General features: G+C 65.3%; 15 protein-coding genes and 1 tRNA gene. 7 read left to right on the top strand and 9 right to left on the bottom strand.

Annotation, left to right across the window (positions count from 1 at the left end; all coding sequences use genetic code 11):
- Positions 1-2: 2 nt before the first annotated feature.
- The 4 genes from K1X41_RS07840 (at position 3) to K1X41_RS07855 (ending at position 4,713) form a co-directional block, all read left to right on the top strand.
- On the top strand, positions 3-1,244 hold the full coding sequence (locus K1X41_RS07840; protein WP_220174327.1) for a sensor histidine kinase: 1,242 nt from the start codon (positions 3-5) through the stop codon (positions 1,242-1,244).
- Positions 1,241-1,867: a response regulator gene (locus tag K1X41_RS07845; RefSeq protein WP_220174328.1), complete on the top strand. Its 627-nt coding sequence runs from the start codon at positions 1,241-1,243 to the stop codon at positions 1,865-1,867. The genes K1X41_RS07840 and K1X41_RS07845 overlap by 4 nt, the downstream gene beginning before the upstream one ends.
- A 318-nt stretch (positions 1,868-2,185) precedes the next feature.
- Positions 2,186-3,367 carry a DUF4822 domain-containing protein gene (locus K1X41_RS07850; protein WP_220174329.1) on the top strand — a complete coding sequence of 394 codons (1,182 nt, stop codon included), beginning with the start codon at positions 2,186-2,188 and terminating at the stop codon, positions 3,365-3,367.
- A gap of 65 nt (positions 3,368-3,432) precedes the next feature.
- Entirely contained in the window at positions 3,433-4,713 is a 1,281-nt protein-coding gene (locus K1X41_RS07855) for an ATP-dependent DNA helicase (RefSeq protein ID WP_132205952.1), read from the top strand.
- A gap of 123 nt (positions 4,714-4,836) precedes the next feature.
- Here the strand turns inward: K1X41_RS07855 and K1X41_RS15945 are convergent, their stop codons facing one another.
- Positions 4,837-5,988 (bottom strand): biliverdin-producing heme oxygenase, encoded by a 1,152-nt coding sequence (locus K1X41_RS15945; protein WP_309478039.1) that lies wholly within the window; start codon positions 5,986-5,988, stop codon positions 4,837-4,839.
- Positions 5,989-6,107: 119 nt separating this feature from the next.
- Between K1X41_RS15945 and K1X41_RS07865 the strand changes: the two genes are divergently transcribed.
- From K1X41_RS07865 to K1X41_RS07875, 3 genes are all read left to right on the top strand, one after another.
- Complete coding sequence (locus K1X41_RS07865; protein WP_133617168.1) at positions 6,108-7,364, top strand: serine hydrolase domain-containing protein; 1,257 nt, start codon at positions 6,108-6,110, stop codon at positions 7,362-7,364.
- Between the two features lie 106 nt (positions 7,365-7,470).
- Positions 7,471-7,544 (top strand) — tRNA-Gly (locus K1X41_RS07870).
- 423 nt (positions 7,545-7,967) lie between these two features.
- Positions 7,968-9,488, top strand: coding sequence for a leucine-rich repeat domain-containing protein (locus K1X41_RS07875; protein ID WP_220174330.1), 1,521 nt, complete (start codon positions 7,968-7,970; stop codon positions 9,486-9,488).
- A gap of 24 nt (positions 9,489-9,512) precedes the next feature.
- On the opposite strand, the gene K1X41_RS07880 is transcribed toward K1X41_RS07875, so the two are convergent.
- From K1X41_RS07880 to K1X41_RS07915, 8 genes are all read right to left on the bottom strand, one after another.
- Complete coding sequence (locus K1X41_RS07880; RefSeq protein WP_133617166.1) at positions 9,513-10,937, bottom strand: mechanosensitive ion channel domain-containing protein; 1,425 nt, start codon at positions 10,935-10,937, stop codon at positions 9,513-9,515.
- A gap of 1 nt (position 10,938) precedes the next feature.
- Entirely contained in the window at positions 10,939-13,101 is a 2,163-nt protein-coding gene (locus tag K1X41_RS07885) for an adenylate/guanylate cyclase domain-containing protein (RefSeq protein WP_133617165.1), read from the bottom strand.
- 236 nt (positions 13,102-13,337) lie between these two features.
- Complete coding sequence (locus K1X41_RS07890; RefSeq protein ID WP_133617164.1) at positions 13,338-14,006, bottom strand: GntR family transcriptional regulator; 669 nt, start codon at positions 14,004-14,006, stop codon at positions 13,338-13,340.
- A 146-nt stretch (positions 14,007-14,152) separates the two neighbouring features.
- Positions 14,153-14,794 carry a GntR family transcriptional regulator gene (locus tag K1X41_RS07895; protein ID WP_220174331.1) on the bottom strand — a complete coding sequence of 214 codons (642 nt, stop codon included), beginning with the start codon at positions 14,792-14,794 and terminating at the stop codon, positions 14,153-14,155.
- 114 nt (positions 14,795-14,908) lie between these two features.
- A complete protein-coding gene (locus K1X41_RS07900) occupies positions 14,909-15,826 on the bottom strand; it encodes an ankyrin repeat domain-containing protein (RefSeq protein ID WP_220174332.1) in 918 nt (305 codons plus the stop codon).
- Between the two features lie 190 nt (positions 15,827-16,016).
- Positions 16,017-16,472: a DUF3817 domain-containing protein gene (locus K1X41_RS07905; RefSeq protein WP_133617161.1), complete on the bottom strand. Its 456-nt coding sequence runs from the start codon at positions 16,470-16,472 to the stop codon at positions 16,017-16,019.
- A 45-nt stretch (positions 16,473-16,517) separates the two neighbouring features.
- On the bottom strand, positions 16,518-17,096 hold the full coding sequence (locus K1X41_RS07910; RefSeq protein WP_220174333.1) for a methylated-DNA--[protein]-cysteine S-methyltransferase: 579 nt from the start codon (positions 17,094-17,096) through the stop codon (positions 16,518-16,520).
- Positions 17,093-18,757: a DNA-3-methyladenine glycosylase 2 family protein gene (locus K1X41_RS07915; RefSeq protein ID WP_220174334.1), complete on the bottom strand. Its 1,665-nt coding sequence runs from the start codon at positions 18,755-18,757 to the stop codon at positions 17,093-17,095. Before K1X41_RS07915 ends, K1X41_RS07910 begins: the two co-directional genes overlap by 4 nt.
- Between the last annotated feature and the right edge of the window lie 59 nt (positions 18,758-18,816).

Consider the following 18,816-nt stretch of genomic DNA (forward strand, 5'->3'; position numbering starts at 1 on the left):
GGGTGAACACCCGCACTCGATCCACCCCGCGCGAGCCGCGACCGGCGCTTGATCGCACCGTCGACGTCGGCTTCGCGCTGCTGTTGATCGTCTGCGCCCTGCGCTACTTCGCGTTCCACACGCTCGCGGGCACCGGTGTTGCCGTGCTCGCGCTGGCAATCGGCACTGGCATCAGTTACGCGGCCGCTGTCGTGAGCGTGGAGCGCACTGCGCGAGTCGGCGGCTCCGTCACCGGGCAGCGGATCGGGCTGATCCTCGCCACGGCGCTGTGGCTCCCCCTCACCGTCATCGCGCCGTCCTTTGGGTGGTGCGCGTTCGCGCTGATCTTCGCAGTGCACCGCGTGCTCACACCTCGTTTCGCGCTCGCAGTGTCCGGGGCGATCGTCGTCGCGGTAAGCCTCGGGCTGTGGATCATGTCACAGGGGCAGGATCTCGGGCTCGTGCTCGGCCCCTTCTTCGGTGGACTCGTACTGTCCTACGCCTACGCGACAGTCACGAGGACCCTCGATGCGAAGCGCGCCGTGATTGCCGAGCTCACCGAGACCCGCTCGCAGCTCGCCCGCTCCGAGCGTGAGGCCGGCGCGCTGGCCGAGCGCAATCGGGTGGCGAGTGAGCTCCACGACACTGTGGTGCAGCGCACGGCGAGCGCACTGCTCTTGCTGGAGTCCGCCCAGCAGCTCGGCCCCGGGTCGACGCCTGCACCGGCTGTTGCCGACGCGAGCGAGGCGCTCAGGGAGACGTTGACGGAGACGCGCAGGCTGGTGCACGGCTTGGCGGATCCGCGGGTCATCGGCACAACGATCTCCAGCGCGCTGGCAGCAGAAGCAGCGGCTGCGGGCGCCGAGTTTGCGCTGTCGGGGCACGAGCGATTGGTCCCCGAGATGACTGTGCACGCGCTCCAGCGCATCACGCGCGAGGCGCTGGTGAACGCGGCGAAGCACGCGGGATCCGCGACGAAGCGCGTGACGGTGACCTTTTTCCCACACTCCGTCGGCGTCGACATTGCCGATGACGGTGTCGGTTTTGACCCGGGAAACGGCGTGGGAGCGGACGGGGCCGGCTTCGGCCTGCGGGCAATGAGCTGGCGCGCGCAGAATCTCGGAGGCACACTCTCGATCGAATCGGAACCGGGAAACGGTACTGTGATCGCCGCGAGCATTCCGCTCGACGGTATCGACGCCAGTGCTGAGTCCAGCGCAGAATCCGGCCCTGGCCCCGCTGCAGAGAGTGAGACCCCCGCATGATCCGGATCCTGCTCGTTGACGATCACCCGATCCTGCGCCACGGAATGCGGGCGCTGCTCGAGACCCAGGCCGACTTTGCGGTGCTCGCGGAGGCAGGATCGCTCGCAGAGGCCGAAGCACAGGCCGCGGCGCACCCGATTGACGTCGCACTGGTTGACCTCGATCTCGGCGATGGCGAGCCGAGTGGTATTGAGGTGACGCGCGCGATTCGGGGGATCCCCGATCCGGCCCGCGTCATTGTGTTCACCGCGTTCGATTCCGACGCCGACGTGGTGCGGGCGGCAGATGCTGGGGCATCAGGCTATCTCGTGAAGGACAGTCGGCCGCACGAGGTGTTCCACGCGATCCGCGCCGCCGCGAACGGGGACGGAGTGCGTGCGGGGAACATCGCCGAGCGGCTCGGGCGCCGCACTGAGCACCCGGACGATGCCCTCACCGGGCGCGAACTTGAAGTGCTCGCGCTGGTCGCTGCCGGGCTGTCAAACCGCGAGGTCGCGAGCCGGCTGGTGGTGAGCGAGGCGACAGTGAAGACGCATCTGCACCACGCGTTCACGAAGCTGGGCTCGGACAATCGGCAGGCAGCGGTGGCCACGGCGGTTAAGCGGGGCCTGATCCGGATCTGAGGCGCGGGGTGGGTGGGGTCATCTTCACCCGGGTGCCGGATCGCGAGCAGGTTCAACCGATCGATTGATCCGCCCCGTGTGCGGCGTTCATAGCCTGAATAGTGGTCGCCCTCGAACTCCGATGCCTTTCAGAAGTTTGGCGGGCGATCGCAAAGACCGCAGCGTCGGTCTTTGGCTCCGTCAAACGCCGATGACAAGGATCCCCCACATGCGTGACCACACTCCCCCTTCAGCTTCACGCCCCGCTGCGCAGGATCAGCGCAGCCGGCTTCGCGCCCGCGGCCCCTCCTCACCGCGACGGCGCTCGTTGCGACCTCGATGTGCCTGCTGCCGGCGGCAGGTGCGTTCGCGGCGGCGGCTCCTGCTGGAGCTGCTGCTTCGGCTGCGAGCCCGTTTGGGGCCGCTGCTGCTTCGACCGCTGCGCCCGCCGCAGCGGTGAGTGAGGCGCTAACTCCGTCCGAGGTGCTCGCCTCGACGCCGTGGGAGACCACGAGCGCCGTCGACCAGGACGGCAACCCTGTCGCGCTCGACAACCCAGCAGTGTCGAACTTCGTCGGCTGGGCGTACTACAACGTCAACGGCACCTTCACGATGTACAACCTCGACGACACCCCGAAAATGCACGGCGACTGGAGCGTCTCCGAGGGCGGCACCAGCCGCACAATCACCGCCCGCGATGCCGACGGCAACCCACTCTTCACCCGCGTCGTCCCCATCACCGTCCTCACCGGCGACGAGTTCACCTACCGCGTGATCCCCGACGCCGCGACCCCCGACGTGTACTACGACATCGTGCACACCCCCACGGATCACGCAGAACCAGGCACGATCAACTACTCCGAGGTGCTCGCCTCCACCCCGTGGGAAACCACGAGCGCCGTCGACCAGGACGGCAACCCTGTCGCCCTCGACAACCCAGCAGTGTCGAACTTCGTCGGCTGGGCGTACTACAACGTCAACGGCACCTTCACGATGTACAACCTCGACGACACCCCGAAAATGCACGGCGACTGGAGCGTCTCCGAGGACGGCACCAGCCGCACCATCACCGCCCGCGATGCCGACGGCAACCCACTCTTCACCCGCGTCGTCCCCATCACCGTCCTCACCGGCGACGAGTTCACCTACCGCGTGATCCCCGACGCGGCAGTCCCCGGCGCGTACTACGACATCGTGCACACCCCCACGGACCACGCAGAGCCGAACCCCGGCACCACCGATCCCGGCACCACCGACCCCGGAACCACCGACCCCGGAACCACCGACCCCGGAACCACCGATCCCGGCACGACCAACCCAGGAACGACCAACCCAGGATCCACCAATCCCGGTACGACTGACCCGGCCCCAGCACCCTCTGCGCCGGGCGCCAAGACTCCCAGCGCGCTCGCGGTAACGGGTGCAGGTTCACCGGCGATCGCCGGCGTCGTCGGCGGCGTGCTCGCGGTGCTCGGTGGCGCAGCGGCGTTCGTCGTACGCCTCGTGCGCCGAGCCGCGTAACCGGGAACACTCCCAACTGCCCCGGGGCGCTGCACACGCGCGTCCCGGGGCAGTAGCCTAGTCGGGTGGCCCGCCCCCCTCTCTCTCCCGAACAGCTCGCCGTGTACGAACGGATCGAGCACACCAGAGAGCACATTTTTGTCACCGGTCGCGCTGGCACCGGCAAGTCCACGATCCTGAATCACCTCGCGTGGAACACCAGCAAGATCATCGCGGTCTGCGCGCCGACGGGCGTTGCGGCGCTCAATGTCGGTGGTCAGACGATCCACTCGCTGCTGCGGCTCCCCACCGGAGTGATCGCCGATCAGGAGCTCGACCAGCCCGCAGAGCTCAAGAAGATGCTCGCCGCGATCGACACGCTCGTGATCGACGAGATCTCGATGGTCTCGGCCGATCTTATGGACGCGATCGACCGCTCGCTGCGGCAGGCCCGCGGCAAACGGCACGACCCGTTCGGCGGCGCGCAGATCATCATGTTCGGGGATCCGTACCAGCTGCCTCCTGTGCCGCCGCGCGATCCACACGAGCGCGCCTACTTCGACGACACTTATCGCTCGCTGTGGTTCTTCGACGCGAATGTATGGGCCGCGGCCGAGCTGTCGACGGTCGAACTCGTCGAGGTGCACCGCCAGCGTGATGATCGCTTCAAGCAGATCCTCGGCGCTGTGCGCCACGGTGTCGTGCAGGCCGATCAAGCCGAAGAACTGAACGCCGCTGGCAACAGGCCCGCTCCGCCAGACGTGATCACACTTGCAACAACGAACGCAACGGTGAACCGGATCAACGCAGAGCGGCTCGCCAAGATTGGTGGCACTCCGCTGCGCGCGGTGGCCGAGGTAAACGGTGAGTTCCGCGAGAACACATACCCGGCCGATGAGGTGCTCGAGCTGAAGCCGGGCGCCCAGGTGATGTTCCTCCGCAACGACTCCGATGGGCGCTGGGTCAACGGCACGATTGGCACGGTCTCCCGCGTGGATGGCACTGTGTGGGTGTCGGTCGACGACGAGGAGTTCGAGGTCGAGCCCACCACCTGGGAGCGGTACCGGTACCGCTACGACGCTGAGACGAAAAAACTTGAGAAAGAGGTCGTCGCGGAGTTCGAGCAGTTCCCGCTGCGCCTCGCCTGGGCCGTCACCGTGCACAAGTCACAGGGCCACACTTACGATGCCGCCGTGATCGATCTCGGGCCACGCGCGTTTAGCGCCGGGCAGACCTACGTTGCATTGAGCCGAGTACGCTCGCTCGACGGGCTATTCTTGCAGCGCCCGTTGCAGCCTCGCGACGTGATCGTCGATCCCAACGTGGTGCGTTTCATGCAGAGCCGCGAGATTCCCGACGAGGCGTAACCGCTCGCGCTCGGATCGCTGCAGGATCACAGCGCTGCAGGATCACGGAGCCGTGAACAGCAACGCGCCGCACCCGACCGAGGTCGAATGCGGCGCGTTCTGCGTTTCGTAGGCAGTGGAAGCTTAGGCGGCGGCCTTCGCCTTCCCGAGGTCAACGAACACTGCGGTGTTGAAGCCGTAGGCCGTGCGCACCTCATCAAGCATGCGCCCGCGCTCGGCGTCGTCCAGGCGTGCACCGAGCGCGTCGAGCTCGGCACGGTATCCGCTCTTAAAATCAGCGATGGCGCCCAGCGCTGAGAAGTCGTAAAACTCAATCCCGGCCGCGTCGAGCTCGTGCTGCTTCGCGACGCGCTTTGCGATCATCTGCCCGCCGGACAGGTCGCCGAGGTAGCGCGTGTAGTGGTGCGCGACGATGCCCGCGGCCCAGCCCTCTTCGGCGATCTCGCGGATCCGGGCCGCGTAGGCCGCAGTGGCGGGAACGGGTGCGATCTGCTCGCGCCAATCGGAGCCGATCAGGTACTCGAGGTCAGCCTCGAGCGCCGGCATGCGCACGAGCGCCGTAGGGTGGAACCCGGCAAATGCGGGGTCGGCCACGAGCTGAGTCGCGGCGGCTTCGAGCGCTTCGTACATAAAGTAGTGCTGCACGACCAGGTCGATGTAGTCCTGCTTCGTGCCGATCCCGCGCATGATGTCTTCCATGAAGGTCGCGCCCTCGCTGTCGGAGTGATCCGACCAGGAGCTCTCACGAATCACGCTTGAAAACGGCTGCTCACCCTCGGCATCTGTGGCTCCGGCGTGGCGTCCGCCACCGTGCGGGTTCCCGCCGTGGGGATTCCCACCGTGCGGGTTCCCACCGTGCGGGTTCCCACCGTGCGGGTTCCCACCGTGCGGGTTCCCACCGTGCGGGTTCCCACTGTGCGGGTGCGCTGCCGCGTGCGGCGTCGCAGCATCGTCGCCTCCCGTCGGCTCCGGAGCGTGCTCGTCGCGCGCCGAGATGCCGAGCTTGTCGCAGGCGACCTTGTACAGCTCAACGACCTGACGCCGGATCTGCGGGCGCTCAGAAATCTCCCCGCCCGGCCACGCCACGGTGAGTTCGTGGTCACCTTCGGCATCGGTCACGACCCACACCCCGCCGTCGCCAGTTACGCCGACCATGCGGCTCTCCGTCACACCCGGATACCCAAAGGCCCGCGCGATCAGGAGATTATCGTCCGTATGGTCGCCGTTCATGTGTCCGGTCACTGCCGCCACAACGTCATCAGTAAAGATCGTCACCGCTTCAGTCTAGTAAGGACAGCCTCACTGCGCCTCCCTGAGAGCCCAGACGGCAACCACACAGTAGACTCTCCTCTGTTCTGTGTCTCCGAATACCCCGCGTAGATTGGCGGTCGAGTTTGATCCCGAAACGTGCTCATCGCGTCCGCCTCGCAGTCGTCGCCCTCACTGCGGCCGCGGCTCTGAGCCTCACCGCCTGCTCCGGAGGGGGTCCACTCTCCTCCTCGGGCGACGTCAACACCATTGACGCGGGGCTCGCAACAAGCATCGACGGTGCCATCGAAAGTGCACTCGCGCTCAGCGGATCCACCGAAGCAATCGTCGGCGTCTGGAGCGGGGACGGCAGCGAGTACGTCCGCGGATACGGCTCGGATTCAGTGGACGGCGCGAGCCGGATCCGCGGCGCCCAAGCCACCCAACCCGTCATGTGCGCGCTCCTCCTCGATCTGGTCGAGCAGGGGCGCATCGATCTGGATCGCGAAATCTCGAAGGACCTCACCCGCCAATCGGGTGTCGAAGGCATCACCTACCGCCAGCTCTGCGATATGCGATCCGGGATCGCTGACTTCAAGGGCGCGTTCTCTTCACTCTTCGTAAACAACCCAACCCGCCCGTGGCCGGAACAGGAACTGATCGCGCAGGGCCTCGCGAAGTCACCACTGGCCTGGCCGGGCAAGGACTTCCACCAGTCCGACACCAACGTGCTCCTCCTCTCGCGCGTGCTGAAGGTGGAAACCGGCGAAGAGATCTCAGACCTCCTGTCCGAACACGTCTTCGCCAAGGCCAAGATGGGTTCCTCGTACTACCCGTCGTCTGAAAGCACGACCGTTTCCGGCTCCACCATGACCGGGCTCGTCTACCCTGTCAGCGGCGGCAAGCCAGTCTGTGACGCCGGACCCGTCGAGGTCGCCGAAGTCTCGCCCACCATGCTTGGCGGTGCTGGCGCGACCGTGACCACAGTCTCGGACCTCAAGAATTTCTACGAACAGTACCTCGACGGCGCCTTCGGCGGCAGCGCCGCAGGTGTCGTGAAGGAACTCCAGCCCACCAAGAACCCGGCACGCGACGAGAACGGCGAGCCCACCGAAGAGCCCGACACCGCAGGGCGCCAGTGGGCATTCGGCATGGAAAAGGTCGGACCGCTGTACGGCCGGGCTGGCGCCATCACCGGCACGCTGACCGCCGCGTACCACGACCCTGAATCGGGCTACTCCGTGGTCGTCTCACTCAACAACTCCTCGGCTGGTGCGAATTTCGTAAAGGCCCTCGCCCAGCAGATCGCCGCAGTCTCCGCGGGAGCCGGCGCTGCGCCGGAGATGACCTGGACCGCCGACGACCAGGCAGCGATCCTCGCGAAGGGTGCTGTCTGCCAGTAGCGCAGTTGTGAGCCGCGCTGCCCCGTTTCGCAGAGGCCTCGCGGCTCACAACAACAGCGTGATCTGCTAGGGTTTATCTGGTGCGATCCACTGAGATCACGCTCTCGGGGATGTAGTTCAATGGTAGAACTTCTGCTTCCCAAGCAGACAGCGCGAGTTCGATTCTCGTCATCCCCTCCACTTCAGTTCCCCCGGCCCACGGCCGGGGGAACTTTCCATGTAACGACTCCGAGAATCCCAAGAACTCGGAACTGACCTCGCACGCTCGGCCAGCGCCGTGGCCACGCAACGCTCCGCGTCGCCCCAAGCGGCCGGCCGGAGTTCGATTCTCGTCATCCCCTGATCATGGAAAACCCGGGCATCGCTGCGTACAGCAGACCACTCAACTGCATTCGATGCGGTCCGCCGGGAGCCCTCACGGGTGAGGGTGAGCTGGGCTCACAGAGTTCAAGCCCGCAGCTCACTGATACCGACCACAAATGAAATTGCGGTATTTCAACATCAGTATAGTAATATATTGGAGTTATGGATAATTTGGGGGTACACGAAATGAGACGTTCGACACGAGGAGCTCGCCGGGCTCGGAAAAATTGGGCAACGGGGATGACTGCCGTGGGCATCGGGGTCGCCGCGGTCGGGTTCGGCGTAGTGCCCGCACACGCCGCAGATATTTCATTTCCCGACGCGAACTTCGCGAACTGCATCAACCAGGCTCTGGGCCAGCCCGCGGGAAGCCCCATCTCTGACGCACAGGCGGCAAACTTGCCGTACCTGAACTGCAACTTCGCTGACATCACCGACATCACCGGAGTCGAGGCCCTCACCGGAACGACTGAGCTTCGCCTTGCCGTGAACAGCATCTCCGACATTTCGGCGGTGGCAAGCCTCAGCGGCCTAGAGACGCTCGCGTTCTCGAACAACGCAGTCTCAGATATCTCAGCCCTGTCCTCGCTCACGAATCTGACCTCGCTCGATATGGGCTACAACCAGCTGACGGACATCTCCGCGATTGCCGGGCTCACGGGCCTCACCAGCCTCGATTACCAGGGAAACCCGAACACTGACCTCTCGGCAGTCGCGGGACTCACGAACCTGACGTCCCTCTCGGTATCTCACATCAACGGCGCAGACGCTACGCCGCTCGCCGCGCTCACGCAGCTCACATCGATCAACATCCAGGAGTCCAAGCTCTCGGACATTTCTGCGATGGAGCACCTCACCTCACTGAGACAGGTGTACGTTGGCGGCAACGCAATCGCCGACCTTTCGCCGCTCAATTCGCTGCCGGCGGCCGACCAGTCGAACCCCGCGAGTATCATCAACGCAGTGGGACAGAACATCGCATTCCCAGACGGCAAGACCGGGCTCACCTACCAGTCCCCTGTTATCGACCTGGATGGCGCGCCCCTCTCCATCTTCACTTTCTCGGGCGCAACGCCTGCACCCGACGGCCTGTCGTGGAGCGCCAGCACTGCTGGCACGAACTACTTCTCATGGAATCAGACGAACGCCGCTGGCACTCATGCATTCAGCGGCAACTTCGCCCAGGTCGTAACCGATGCGCTCCCCACGACGCTGAATGATGACGTAGCGACCACGCCAGCTGCGACACCGGTCACCGTCGACGTGCTGACGAACGACGGCGACGCGGACGAACCGGCGCTGGACGCCGCAACACTTGCCGTGAGGGACGCCGCGAACGCCCCGCAGAGCACTGTCACCACAGACGCTGGCGAGTACACCGTCGTCGATGGCACGGTCACTTTCACTCCGAACACCGACTTCGCAGGCGAGACCGTGATCACCTATGAGGTGACCAACGTCGACGGCATGACTGACACTGCATCACTCGTCATCACCGTGGCGAAACCCGAGGTGAAGGAACCGATCGTTGTCGTTCCGGGCATTGAGAAGCCCGGGATTCAGAAGCCAGCACCTGAGCAGCCCGCTCCAGCGGGGCAGAACAGTGCACGCATCACCCCAACGGGAGCCAGCCACGCGAGCACCCCGGTGGCGCTCGCCACAACGGGCGCTGCTGGGCACGCACTCCCCCTGGGTGTTGCCGCGGCACTGCTCCTCACCGGTTCTGGCATCGTGATCGCTCGGAAGTTGCGCGCGGCCTAACCTCGCACCGGGTGACGCGCGGAATTATCTGCCGCGTGTCACCCTGCGCGTGAGGTCGATCTGCGCCACAGCTTCCGCGGTGAGCCTGCGTTTGAGATCAAGTGAGGCACCGATCTCTTCGGCGAGGTGCGGTCGTGATGATATGAGCTCGTCAACGGTCGAAATCGGAAGCGTCAACACGGTGAGGATCTCACCAGCTACGGAGACCGCGTGCGCCGGCTCCCGCGTCAGTGCGGTCAGGCCGATCAGATCACCAGGACTCGCCGATGAGAATTCGAACCGCCCCCCGTCCACATCGAGGGCAATCGCAGCGCGGCCGGAGAGCACGACGTGCACGGCATCAGGCACCACTCCCGCAGGCTGCACCACTTCGCCCACCCCAAAGCGTTCCAAACGTGAGGTACGACGGAGCAGCTCCTGACCAGTCTCACGGAGGTGCAGTGTCGGGGTGACGAACTCGATCGCTTCCTCAAGTCGCGCGGGATCTGCGAGCGGATCGGTGCCGTCACCGTCGAGCGCGAACCCACGCCGCCTGGCCGCGTACCAGAGCCAAGACAGATACAGCGACTGCGCGCGCTGCGCGTCGGCTGGCCCGTCCAGCGGGATCGACACTTCGTAGCTGGCGTTGCCGGCATACTCAACGCTGGGGCTTTCACCTCGACGAAGCACTGGCAGGCCGCTCGCAACTTCCAACAGCAGGGACATTACCTCGTGCGGTGGATCATCGGTCGTGAATTTCGCTGCCACAGTGGCGCTGTACGGTCCATCCGGCTCGCTGAGGTTCGTGAACGAGGCCCCCGAGAGCGTCGAGTTCGGCACGATCTGGATCCCGGAACCGGTGTCAATGTGTACTGCACGCCAGTTCACCTCAACCACTCGACCGCGCACGCTTCCCGTGTCGAGCCAATCGCCGATTTTGAACGGCTGTTCGAAGAGCAACAGCAAACCTGAGATGACTCCGCCCACCGCATTCTGCAGCGCGAGTCCAATAACGATCGAGGTGACTCCGAGTGCGGCGAACAGCCCGCCAACATCGGCTTCCCATACCCACGAGAACAGGATCGCGAGCCCCACGGCCACGAGCACGAGTCGCGCGATCTCCACGAAGATCGACGGGATCCGCTCCCGCCAGGTGCCCGGCGTCGCGCTTGCGAATAGCGCTGCGTTGAAGGAGGACAGCACCAGCAGGATCAGCAGGAAGCCGAACACCGTTGCCGCAACGCGCACCCAGACCAGATCCGCCGGAGAGGTCAGCGCAAAGGCGAGTAGCGCGAACAGCGCACCGGCCGGAATTACCCAGTTGCGCAGGAACCTGATCGGCCCCGCCATCGGGTGCCGCCGGCGCGTCAGCGCGTTGCTGAGCTCGGTGAGAGTCACGAGCACCACTGGCACCCCCACCGCAAGGGTGATGATCCACCAGGTCCAAGACTGGCTGAAGAGCTCGGCCACGCTAGACCACCTTCCAAACCGTCTCACGTTCGCCGCGAGACTCGATCGTTCCGGCCTCGACGTAGTCAAAGATCTCTTGGGTGCGGGTGTAGACCGTCTGGCTCACGAATACCCCTGGCTCATCGGTCACTGAGCGCACACGATACGCGAGGCTCACCGCGTCGCCCCAGAGGTCATACGCCAGCGATGTTCGGGCTACGAGCCCGCTCGTGACGGTGCCCATATCGACACCAGCGCGCACGGAGATCGATGTTCGGTTCTGTGCGTTGAATCGTTCGACGACAGCGATCAGCGACTTCGCGAACTCTACGCTCCGCCGCACGTTATCGACGCGCGGCACCACCAGACCGGAAGACGCAAGGTAGCCGCCGCGCAGCGTGCGCACCTTTTCGACCCCCGCCTTTTCTGCGGCCTCGTCGAACCCACGCATCAGGGTGTTGAGCTGACGGATCTCCTCTTCCGGCGAGAGCCCCCGCGCGTTCTCGTCGAAGCCCACGAGTTCCGCGAACACGACTGAGACGTTCTCGTGTGCCTCACTGATCGCTTCGTCGCCCTGTTTGTACTTGGCAGCGACACTTTCGGGCATGAGCGTGTGCAGGAGCTTCTCGTTCTCCGCCCGCTGCTCCTCAATAAGGTCTTGTTTGAGTTGCAGACTCGATGCCATGTCGTTGAATGCGATTCCGAGTCCGCCGAACTCATCGCGCGAGCCCTCCGGCACTCTCACGTCGAGGTCCCCTTCGGCGACCCGGTGGGTTGCATCGACCAAGCGCCGGATCGGTCGCGTGAAGACTTGCGCGAGCACCAGCGACAGCAGCGATACCGCAACAAGAATGCCGAGGAGAGAAAGCAGGACGTTGCGAGTAAAAGTCGTCACCGGAGCGAACGCCTCACTCGTGTCGATGCGCGCAACGATCATCCAGTCGACGTCTTCGACATCCAACGGAGCGTAGGCAGTGATGCTCTCCCCACCGATGTAGTCACGGCCAACAATGGCGCCTGTTTTCCCGAGCTTCGCCGAATCCACCGCTTTCGTGTCGACTTTCTGAAGCAGCACGGTGCCTCCGACGTCAACAATGCGCTGAGCCACCCGCGGAGAGTTGCCCCCGTTGATCGCCTTCTGTGCATAGCTTTCCGGTTCTTCGATGAGTTTGCGTGAGTTGCTGCGCATGAGGTTGTCGCGCCCGACAAGGTAGACCTCACCGTCGTCGCCCAGGCCTTGCTCTTTCCAGTGCTCTTCCCCGGTCATGACGTCGTTGATGCGGTCGATCGAGACTTGGAATGCCATCGCGCCTGTGACCCCACTGTCGTTGCCGACGGGTGACACGATCCAAATCGCTGGCACATTCAGAGACGGGATCCAGCGTTCGTAGTCGGTCATGACAACGGTGTCGACCGAGTTTGTAGCCATCGCCGTGCGATACGCCTCGGCGAACGCCGTCTCCCGGTAGGGGCCGGTGTTCAGGTTTGTGCCGAGCTCGGCACCTTTGTATGCCGAGAACACCACGTCGCCGTCGGTGTTCAATAGCAGCGCGTCCTCATATCCTGCCTGCTCAATGAGGCGTCCGAAGTAGTCGCCGTAGCGTTCAGCAGCGGCCGAGTAGGACGTTCCGTCCCCGGCATCGTTGGACCGCAACAGTGTGTCGTAGTCGGCGTCAAAGTCTTGGTTCTGCACCGTGTACTGGAGCTGCAGGTATTTTCCGGCGTTCGACTCCGGGATAAACGCGCGATCACCGTACGCCTCTGTGTTGCGCTGCTCGAGTTCAGGGATGAACACGTCTCGGTAGTATGCCGCGAGTTGCTCGTCTTCTTCCTCGCTCACAGCCGGACGGCTCTGCAGTTGCGCGAAGCCAGCGTTCATTTCCTTCGAGAGCGTCTGCGCACTGAGGTTGCGAGACTGCAACGAGGCATCGAGCCGGAAGGAGCGCACCGCGTTTTCTATCTCTGTCGCGCGCATCGAGCGGATCGTGACGAGCTGGTCCACCGCGGCCTCGTGCAGCGACTGTCGCCCGTTCACAAAGCCAATAGCGCCGACAACGATCGAAGAGACCAGACTGACCCCCAGCAGCATCACCAGCAGCTTTGATTGAATACTCAAGCCACCCAGGTGCTTGCGTTTCTTCCCAGGCATTTCGTGGGTCACTTCAGTACTACTGCCGTCGCTCATGTATCCCCCTACGCTGGACGATCAGTTCCCTTACGGGTGCAACTGTAGTGGCGTCACTCCGCGAGGCGCCACAAGTTTCCTTCGACGCGAGCCGTACGGAGTTGCCGAGATTCCGAACGTCGCTCTCAACGGAGTTCCCGAAGCACGGAAAGGGGGACACAACTGTCCTCTCCGGCGTGGGGTTCGCGCACCGGTCCAGGCGATAGCGCAGCGCGGGAGCCTATGACGGCACGACGTCAGTCGGAAGCAGCGTCCGCAGCTGGCAACTGATAGATCCGCTCCGTGGCGAGCTCGGCTGCAATGGCATCCCGTGATTCGATCGCCGATGAGAGCTTCGCCACCTCCGTTCGAATCTCGTCCTGATCGAAGAGGCGGGCGAAAAACTCGACCGGGACTTTGAAGAAGAGCCCCGTCATAGCGTCCTGATACACGCCTTGCAAGATCGCATTGCCACACTGCTGCGCCAGGCGCTCCCACATCTTGAGCACGGTGTTTCGCGTCTGTGGAAGCCCTGCCGACTCGAGGTCCTCTTGGATGTGACTCAGATCAGCAATGATCCGCGTGCGGGACTTCTTATCGAGCCTCGGAACAGCGAGACGCACGATTCCACCGAGCAGAACGCCCAGCGTCTGCATCGCTTCGAGCGCTTCTTCCTCGCGCGGCACCACAACGCGCGTGTATCGGTTCGGCTCCATCTCGACGAGCCCGGTGCGCGCGAGCTCGTTGAGTGCATCCCGGATCGGTGTCCGCGAGACTCCGAGCCAGTCTTGGAGTTCTTTGTCGTGAAGTGTCTCGCCGGGCTCGAGCGTGCCGTCCATAATGGCCTCGCGCAACCGGTCCTCGACGACGTCGCGCAGGAGCACACGCCGGGCCGCCGTCGTGGTCTTGGTACCAGGAATGGGCATGGTCCTCCTCGGTGTGCGCGAATAGCATATTGGCATGCCGAGATACGAGCATGCCACTGGATAGTATCGCGAAGCCCTGCGAGGGAGAAAACCCAGCCGGCATGGAAGTCGACTCCTGAGCTCGTCTCGCCGCTCGAAATTCGGGCCTATCCGGGGTGAATGGACTCTACCGCTCGCCCCGCTCCGGAGCCGTCTCCCGACCGCACAGCCGCGGCCAGCATGTCATATTCGAGCGACAGACGATCCCACTCGATTTCAGCGTTCGCCAGCGTGATACCCAAGTGGTAGGCATAGCTCGGCCCCACGGTGTGGCACAACTGTTGCAGCACCGGATTCCCACACTCGCGCTGCATGATCGCAAAGAACTCAACCACATCACGAGCGAAGCTCTCGCGATCCCGCGAGCGCAGCTCCTGAGCAATCTGCTCCGCCAAAGCCGCCGCATGCTCACGCTTCTTCACGCTCAGGCGAACGACTGCCCATCGCGTCACCCCCGACATGAGCACTCCCACGGTGCCGCTCACGTGTCTGGAGTTCCTCGGGTCCGGGTTCACCACGCGTGTAAACGACTGCGCCGCAGTCTCGACGAGCCCCTCGCGCACGAGAGCGTCGATGGCTTGCCGCACGGGAGTGCGTGATACCCCGAGCCATGCTTGGAGCGCGCTGTCTTCAAGCCGCTCCCCCGGCGCAAACTGTCCAGTGAGGATTGCCTCACGAATCGCGTCGTGAACATCGTCCCGAAGCAGGCGCCTGGCGGGAATCTCAATGCGCTGCTTCGGAACGGGCATGAGGCTAGTATTCCAGCATTTGCCTCCGGCTGGGTGGGAATATCAGCCACTGTTCACTCTCACCCCGGGTGAGGCACCGATGCCGCTCCGTACATGTGCGTCGTTCAGCGGCGGCTATGAGCCGCCCAAACTCGTGAGCAGGGTGACCGTGACCGGGTGATCGCCCGCGGTGGCGAGGCCGAGTGCCGTCTCGCCTTCCGCGTTCACCGCGGATATCTCTGCGCCCGCCCGCACGGCCAGTGCGGTGCGATCAGGGTCTCCTGCCGCGGCGGCCGCGTAGAGCGCGGCCTGCGCGTCTGCCGCCGGAATGGGCGCCTGGAGTGCGAGTCGAATCAGCTCAGCCTGGCGCCCCAACCCGTAGCGCACCGCGAGCATCTCGGGCGTCTCCCCCGTGTTGACAGTGGGAATCGATAGGTCGACGCCCGCCGCAATAAGCACACGCGCAGTGTCTTGGTATTCCTGCACCTGTTCGGGCTTGGCATAGATCAGCGCCTCATGCAGCGCGACGTACCCGGGAAAGTTCACGTGATCCAGGCTGATCCCGGACGTGATGAGCGTGCCAACCACTGCCGTGTGGCCTCGCTCCGCTGCGCGGATCAGGCCAGTGCCGTTGTAGGAATCAAGGCTTGCGAGGTCGGCACCGTGCGCCAGTGTCAGCGCGAGCAGCTCCGCGTACCCCTCACTCGTCGCAACCAGATACGCACTCTGCACAGTCTCGTCTTTCGCATTCACATCGGCCCCGGCCACAATCAGCGCTTCCGCCTCCGGAACGTCGTTCGCCCAAGCGGCCGCGATGAGTCGTGAATCGAGTTCCGCTTGGGCGAGACCCCTGAGATCCTCGCGGACTATCGGAGCAGGTGGCACAGTCGGCTTCGGTGCGGGTGTGGGTACGGCACTCGGCGCGGGCGTCACCGTCGAGGCTGGTGGTGCAGCGCTGTCCGGCTCAGGGGCGCAGCCCGCGAGCGCGAGCGCGGCGAGCGCAGTAACGGCCGTAGCCCAAAACAGTCGAGGCAGGCGAGGAGCGGAAGACATGAGGATCCTTTCGATGCACGCTGTCGCGCAGCGCGGATGGAGTCACTCTCGACGCTACGGGGCACGTCGCTCGACCGACTCAATCGATTGATTGAGTTTGCGCTGCGCTCGCAAATTCAGCATCGGCGAGCTGGGCACCGTTCCCTCCACGCCGGCCGCACTGGGGGCTCCAGCGCGGTGCTCCCCGGCGCTACGCCTTCGGAACCGGCGGGCCCAGCCACAGCAGCAGCGTGAACACCGCGGTAACACCAACGAGCAGCACGATCAGGGCGAGGATCGGGTGCCGCAGTACCCACGCCTGTACGTGCTCGATGAAGCCGCGCGGCTCGTCGCGGCCCGGCGCCAGCCGCCACTCACCGGTAAGCAGGCCGCGCTTGTCGATCGCGAGCTCGAACGGGAGCGTCGCGAACGGCACGACGGCTGAAACGAGTCCGAGAACGCCGACCCCCGCCTTCCACTTCTGGTTCACCCACACGAACACTGTGACCACGCAGTAGGCGAGGAACACGAAGCCGTGCACACCACCCGCGACGCTCACCAGCGAGTCCGTCACGCCGGTGCCGCGGAGGATGAGTGCGGTGATCAGTCCCGCCCAGGTCACGAGTTCGGCAAACGCAAAGATCCGGAACAGTGTGCGAGGCAACATGGTCTCTACCGTATCGCCCCGCCCCTGGCAGGGCGCCAAAAGACGCTAGCCGATCGCACCCTCGTGGCGCAGCAGCCGCTCCTTGATGTCCACCCCAAACAGGTAGCCGCCAAGCCCGCCGTCAGTGCGCACGATCCGGTGGCACGGCACGATGAGCGCGACCAGGTTGTTGGCGCAACCCGAGGCCGCTGCCCGCACCGCGGTCGGCCGTCCCGCGCGTCCCGCGAGTTCCGTGTAGGTCACGGCCTCTCCAGCGGCAACTCCGCGCAGCGCGCGCCACACCTCGCCCCGGAACGGGGTCTCCGGCTGGGCGACGTGGATCGCTTCGACCGCTTCTGTGTCTCCTGCGGCGTAGGCGCGCAGGGCGTCACCAATCGGGCCGGCCGGATCCGGTGCTGCGGCCAGCCCACGCGCTGCCAACGCGGGGTCGAGTCGCGCAAGGCGCTCGACGAGGCTATCGGCCGTCGGATCCGCCGCGGTCGCGAAACCGGCGGCGCGTACGGCCCCGTCTTCCGGCGTCCAGATCACGCGGAACGGGTGGCCAACGATTTCAATCACGGCGTGGGCGAGCGGAGCGTGCTGGCCCAGCATGGCCTCCTGTGAGCCCCGAGTTGCGGCGGTCATTTCGTGTCCTTTCGTGCGGCTTCCGCGAGGAAGTCGGCCCAGAGGTGCTGTGTGGCGTAGCCGCGGAACGGGCGCCATGATTCAGCAAGCAGTTCGGCGTCGCGCGGCTTCTCGACACCGAGCGCGCGGCGCAGGATCAGATCGCCCGCCGGGTACGCATCCGGATCGCCGAGCGCACGCATCGCGATGAGTTCAACGGTCCACGGCCCAACGCCCCGGATCGCGGCAAGCTCGGCGCGTGCCCGATCCCGATCCGCGCCAGGGCCGAGGTCGAGGCCGCCAGCGAGTGCTGCGGCGAGCGCGCGCAGTGTCTCGGCGCGCGCCCCGGTGATCCGCAGCTCAGTCTGCAGCTCTGCTGCGGTGCGGGTGGCGATACGGGTGACGTCGACGCGCGGGAGGAACGCTGGCGCAGGATCGGCTGGTCCGGATCCTGCGCCAGCTGCACTCACCCCCGAAGCGCCCGGCCCCGGTCCCGTAAACGCCGCTGCAAGCCGACCCTGCAGCGTGCGTGCCGCCGCGAGCGACACCTGCTGACCGAGCACGGTCGCGAGCGCGAACTCGTGCGGATCCCGCGCTCCCGGCAGCCGCAGGCCGGGGCGCGCAGCACGCAAGGGGGCGAGGAGTGGATCCGCCGAAAACGCCTCGGCGATCTGGCCGGGATCGGCGTCGAGGTCGAGCATGCGACGCACCTTCTGGATCGCCGGCATCGTGTCCGCGAGCTCCGGCAGTGTAAGCACGACGGGGATGCCGACGGTATGTGCTCCGGCCTGCTGAGCCACAGTGGGGATCTCATCCCAGTCAATGCGGACGACTGCGGTGCCGCCAGGCACGTCGACGGCGTGAGCGGTGATTCCAGTGACATCGGGAGTGCCGGTGGTTCCTGCGCTACTGACCTGATCGCGGCCCGGAATTGCGTGCGCCAGCAGGAAGGCGCGCATGGCACCCGGGTCGAATGGAGCGCGGGTGCGGAGGCGGAGCGGGATTCGGGGGCGCTCATCAGAGACGGGGTCTCCAGAAACGGGGGTGGCGGATTCGGTGTTGCGCGATCCAGCACCGCGCGATCCTGCACCGTGCGATCCAGGACCCCGCCGGGGAAGCTCCGACGGTGCGACCCCAAACTCCTCGCGCATGGTGTCGCCGAACTGGCGCACGCTGCCGAAACCCGCCGCGAACGCGACATCGGCGAGCGAGAGATCCGTCTGTTCGATGAGTGCGCGGGCAGCATGCGCTCTGCGGGTGCGGGCGAGTTGCAGCGGTGTTGCGCCGATCCCGTCGAGCAGCATGCGGCGCAAGTGGCGCTCGCTGACCGCGAGTTCGCTTGCGAGGCCGGCGACGCCTGAGGAGTCGATGGCGCCGTCGCGGATCCGCCGCACCGCGCGCGCCACGAGGTCGCCGCGGGCGTCCCAGTCGCGGGTACCTGGCACTGCGTCGGGGCGGCAGCGCTTGCAGGCGCGGAACCCGGCAGCGACACACGCAGCAGCCGTGCCGAAGAAGCGGCAGTTCTCGGGCTTCGGCTTGCGCGCCGGGCACGATGGGCGGCAGTAGATTCCGGTGCTCGTGACCCCGAGGTAGACCCGGCCGTCCCAGCGCGCGTCGCGACCCGACGCCGCGCGGTAGCAGGCGTCGAAGTCGAGCGTGAGGGTGGTTTCGGTGATGGGCACGGGTCTATTCTTCCGCGCCCGATGCCGCGACGCACGCGGAAATCGGACATCGTGGTGGG

Origin of the sequence: Leucobacter luti (assembly GCF_019464495.1) — a bacterium.
GTDB classification, from domain to species: domain Bacteria; phylum Actinomycetota; class Actinomycetes; order Actinomycetales; family Microbacteriaceae; genus Leucobacter; species Leucobacter luti_A.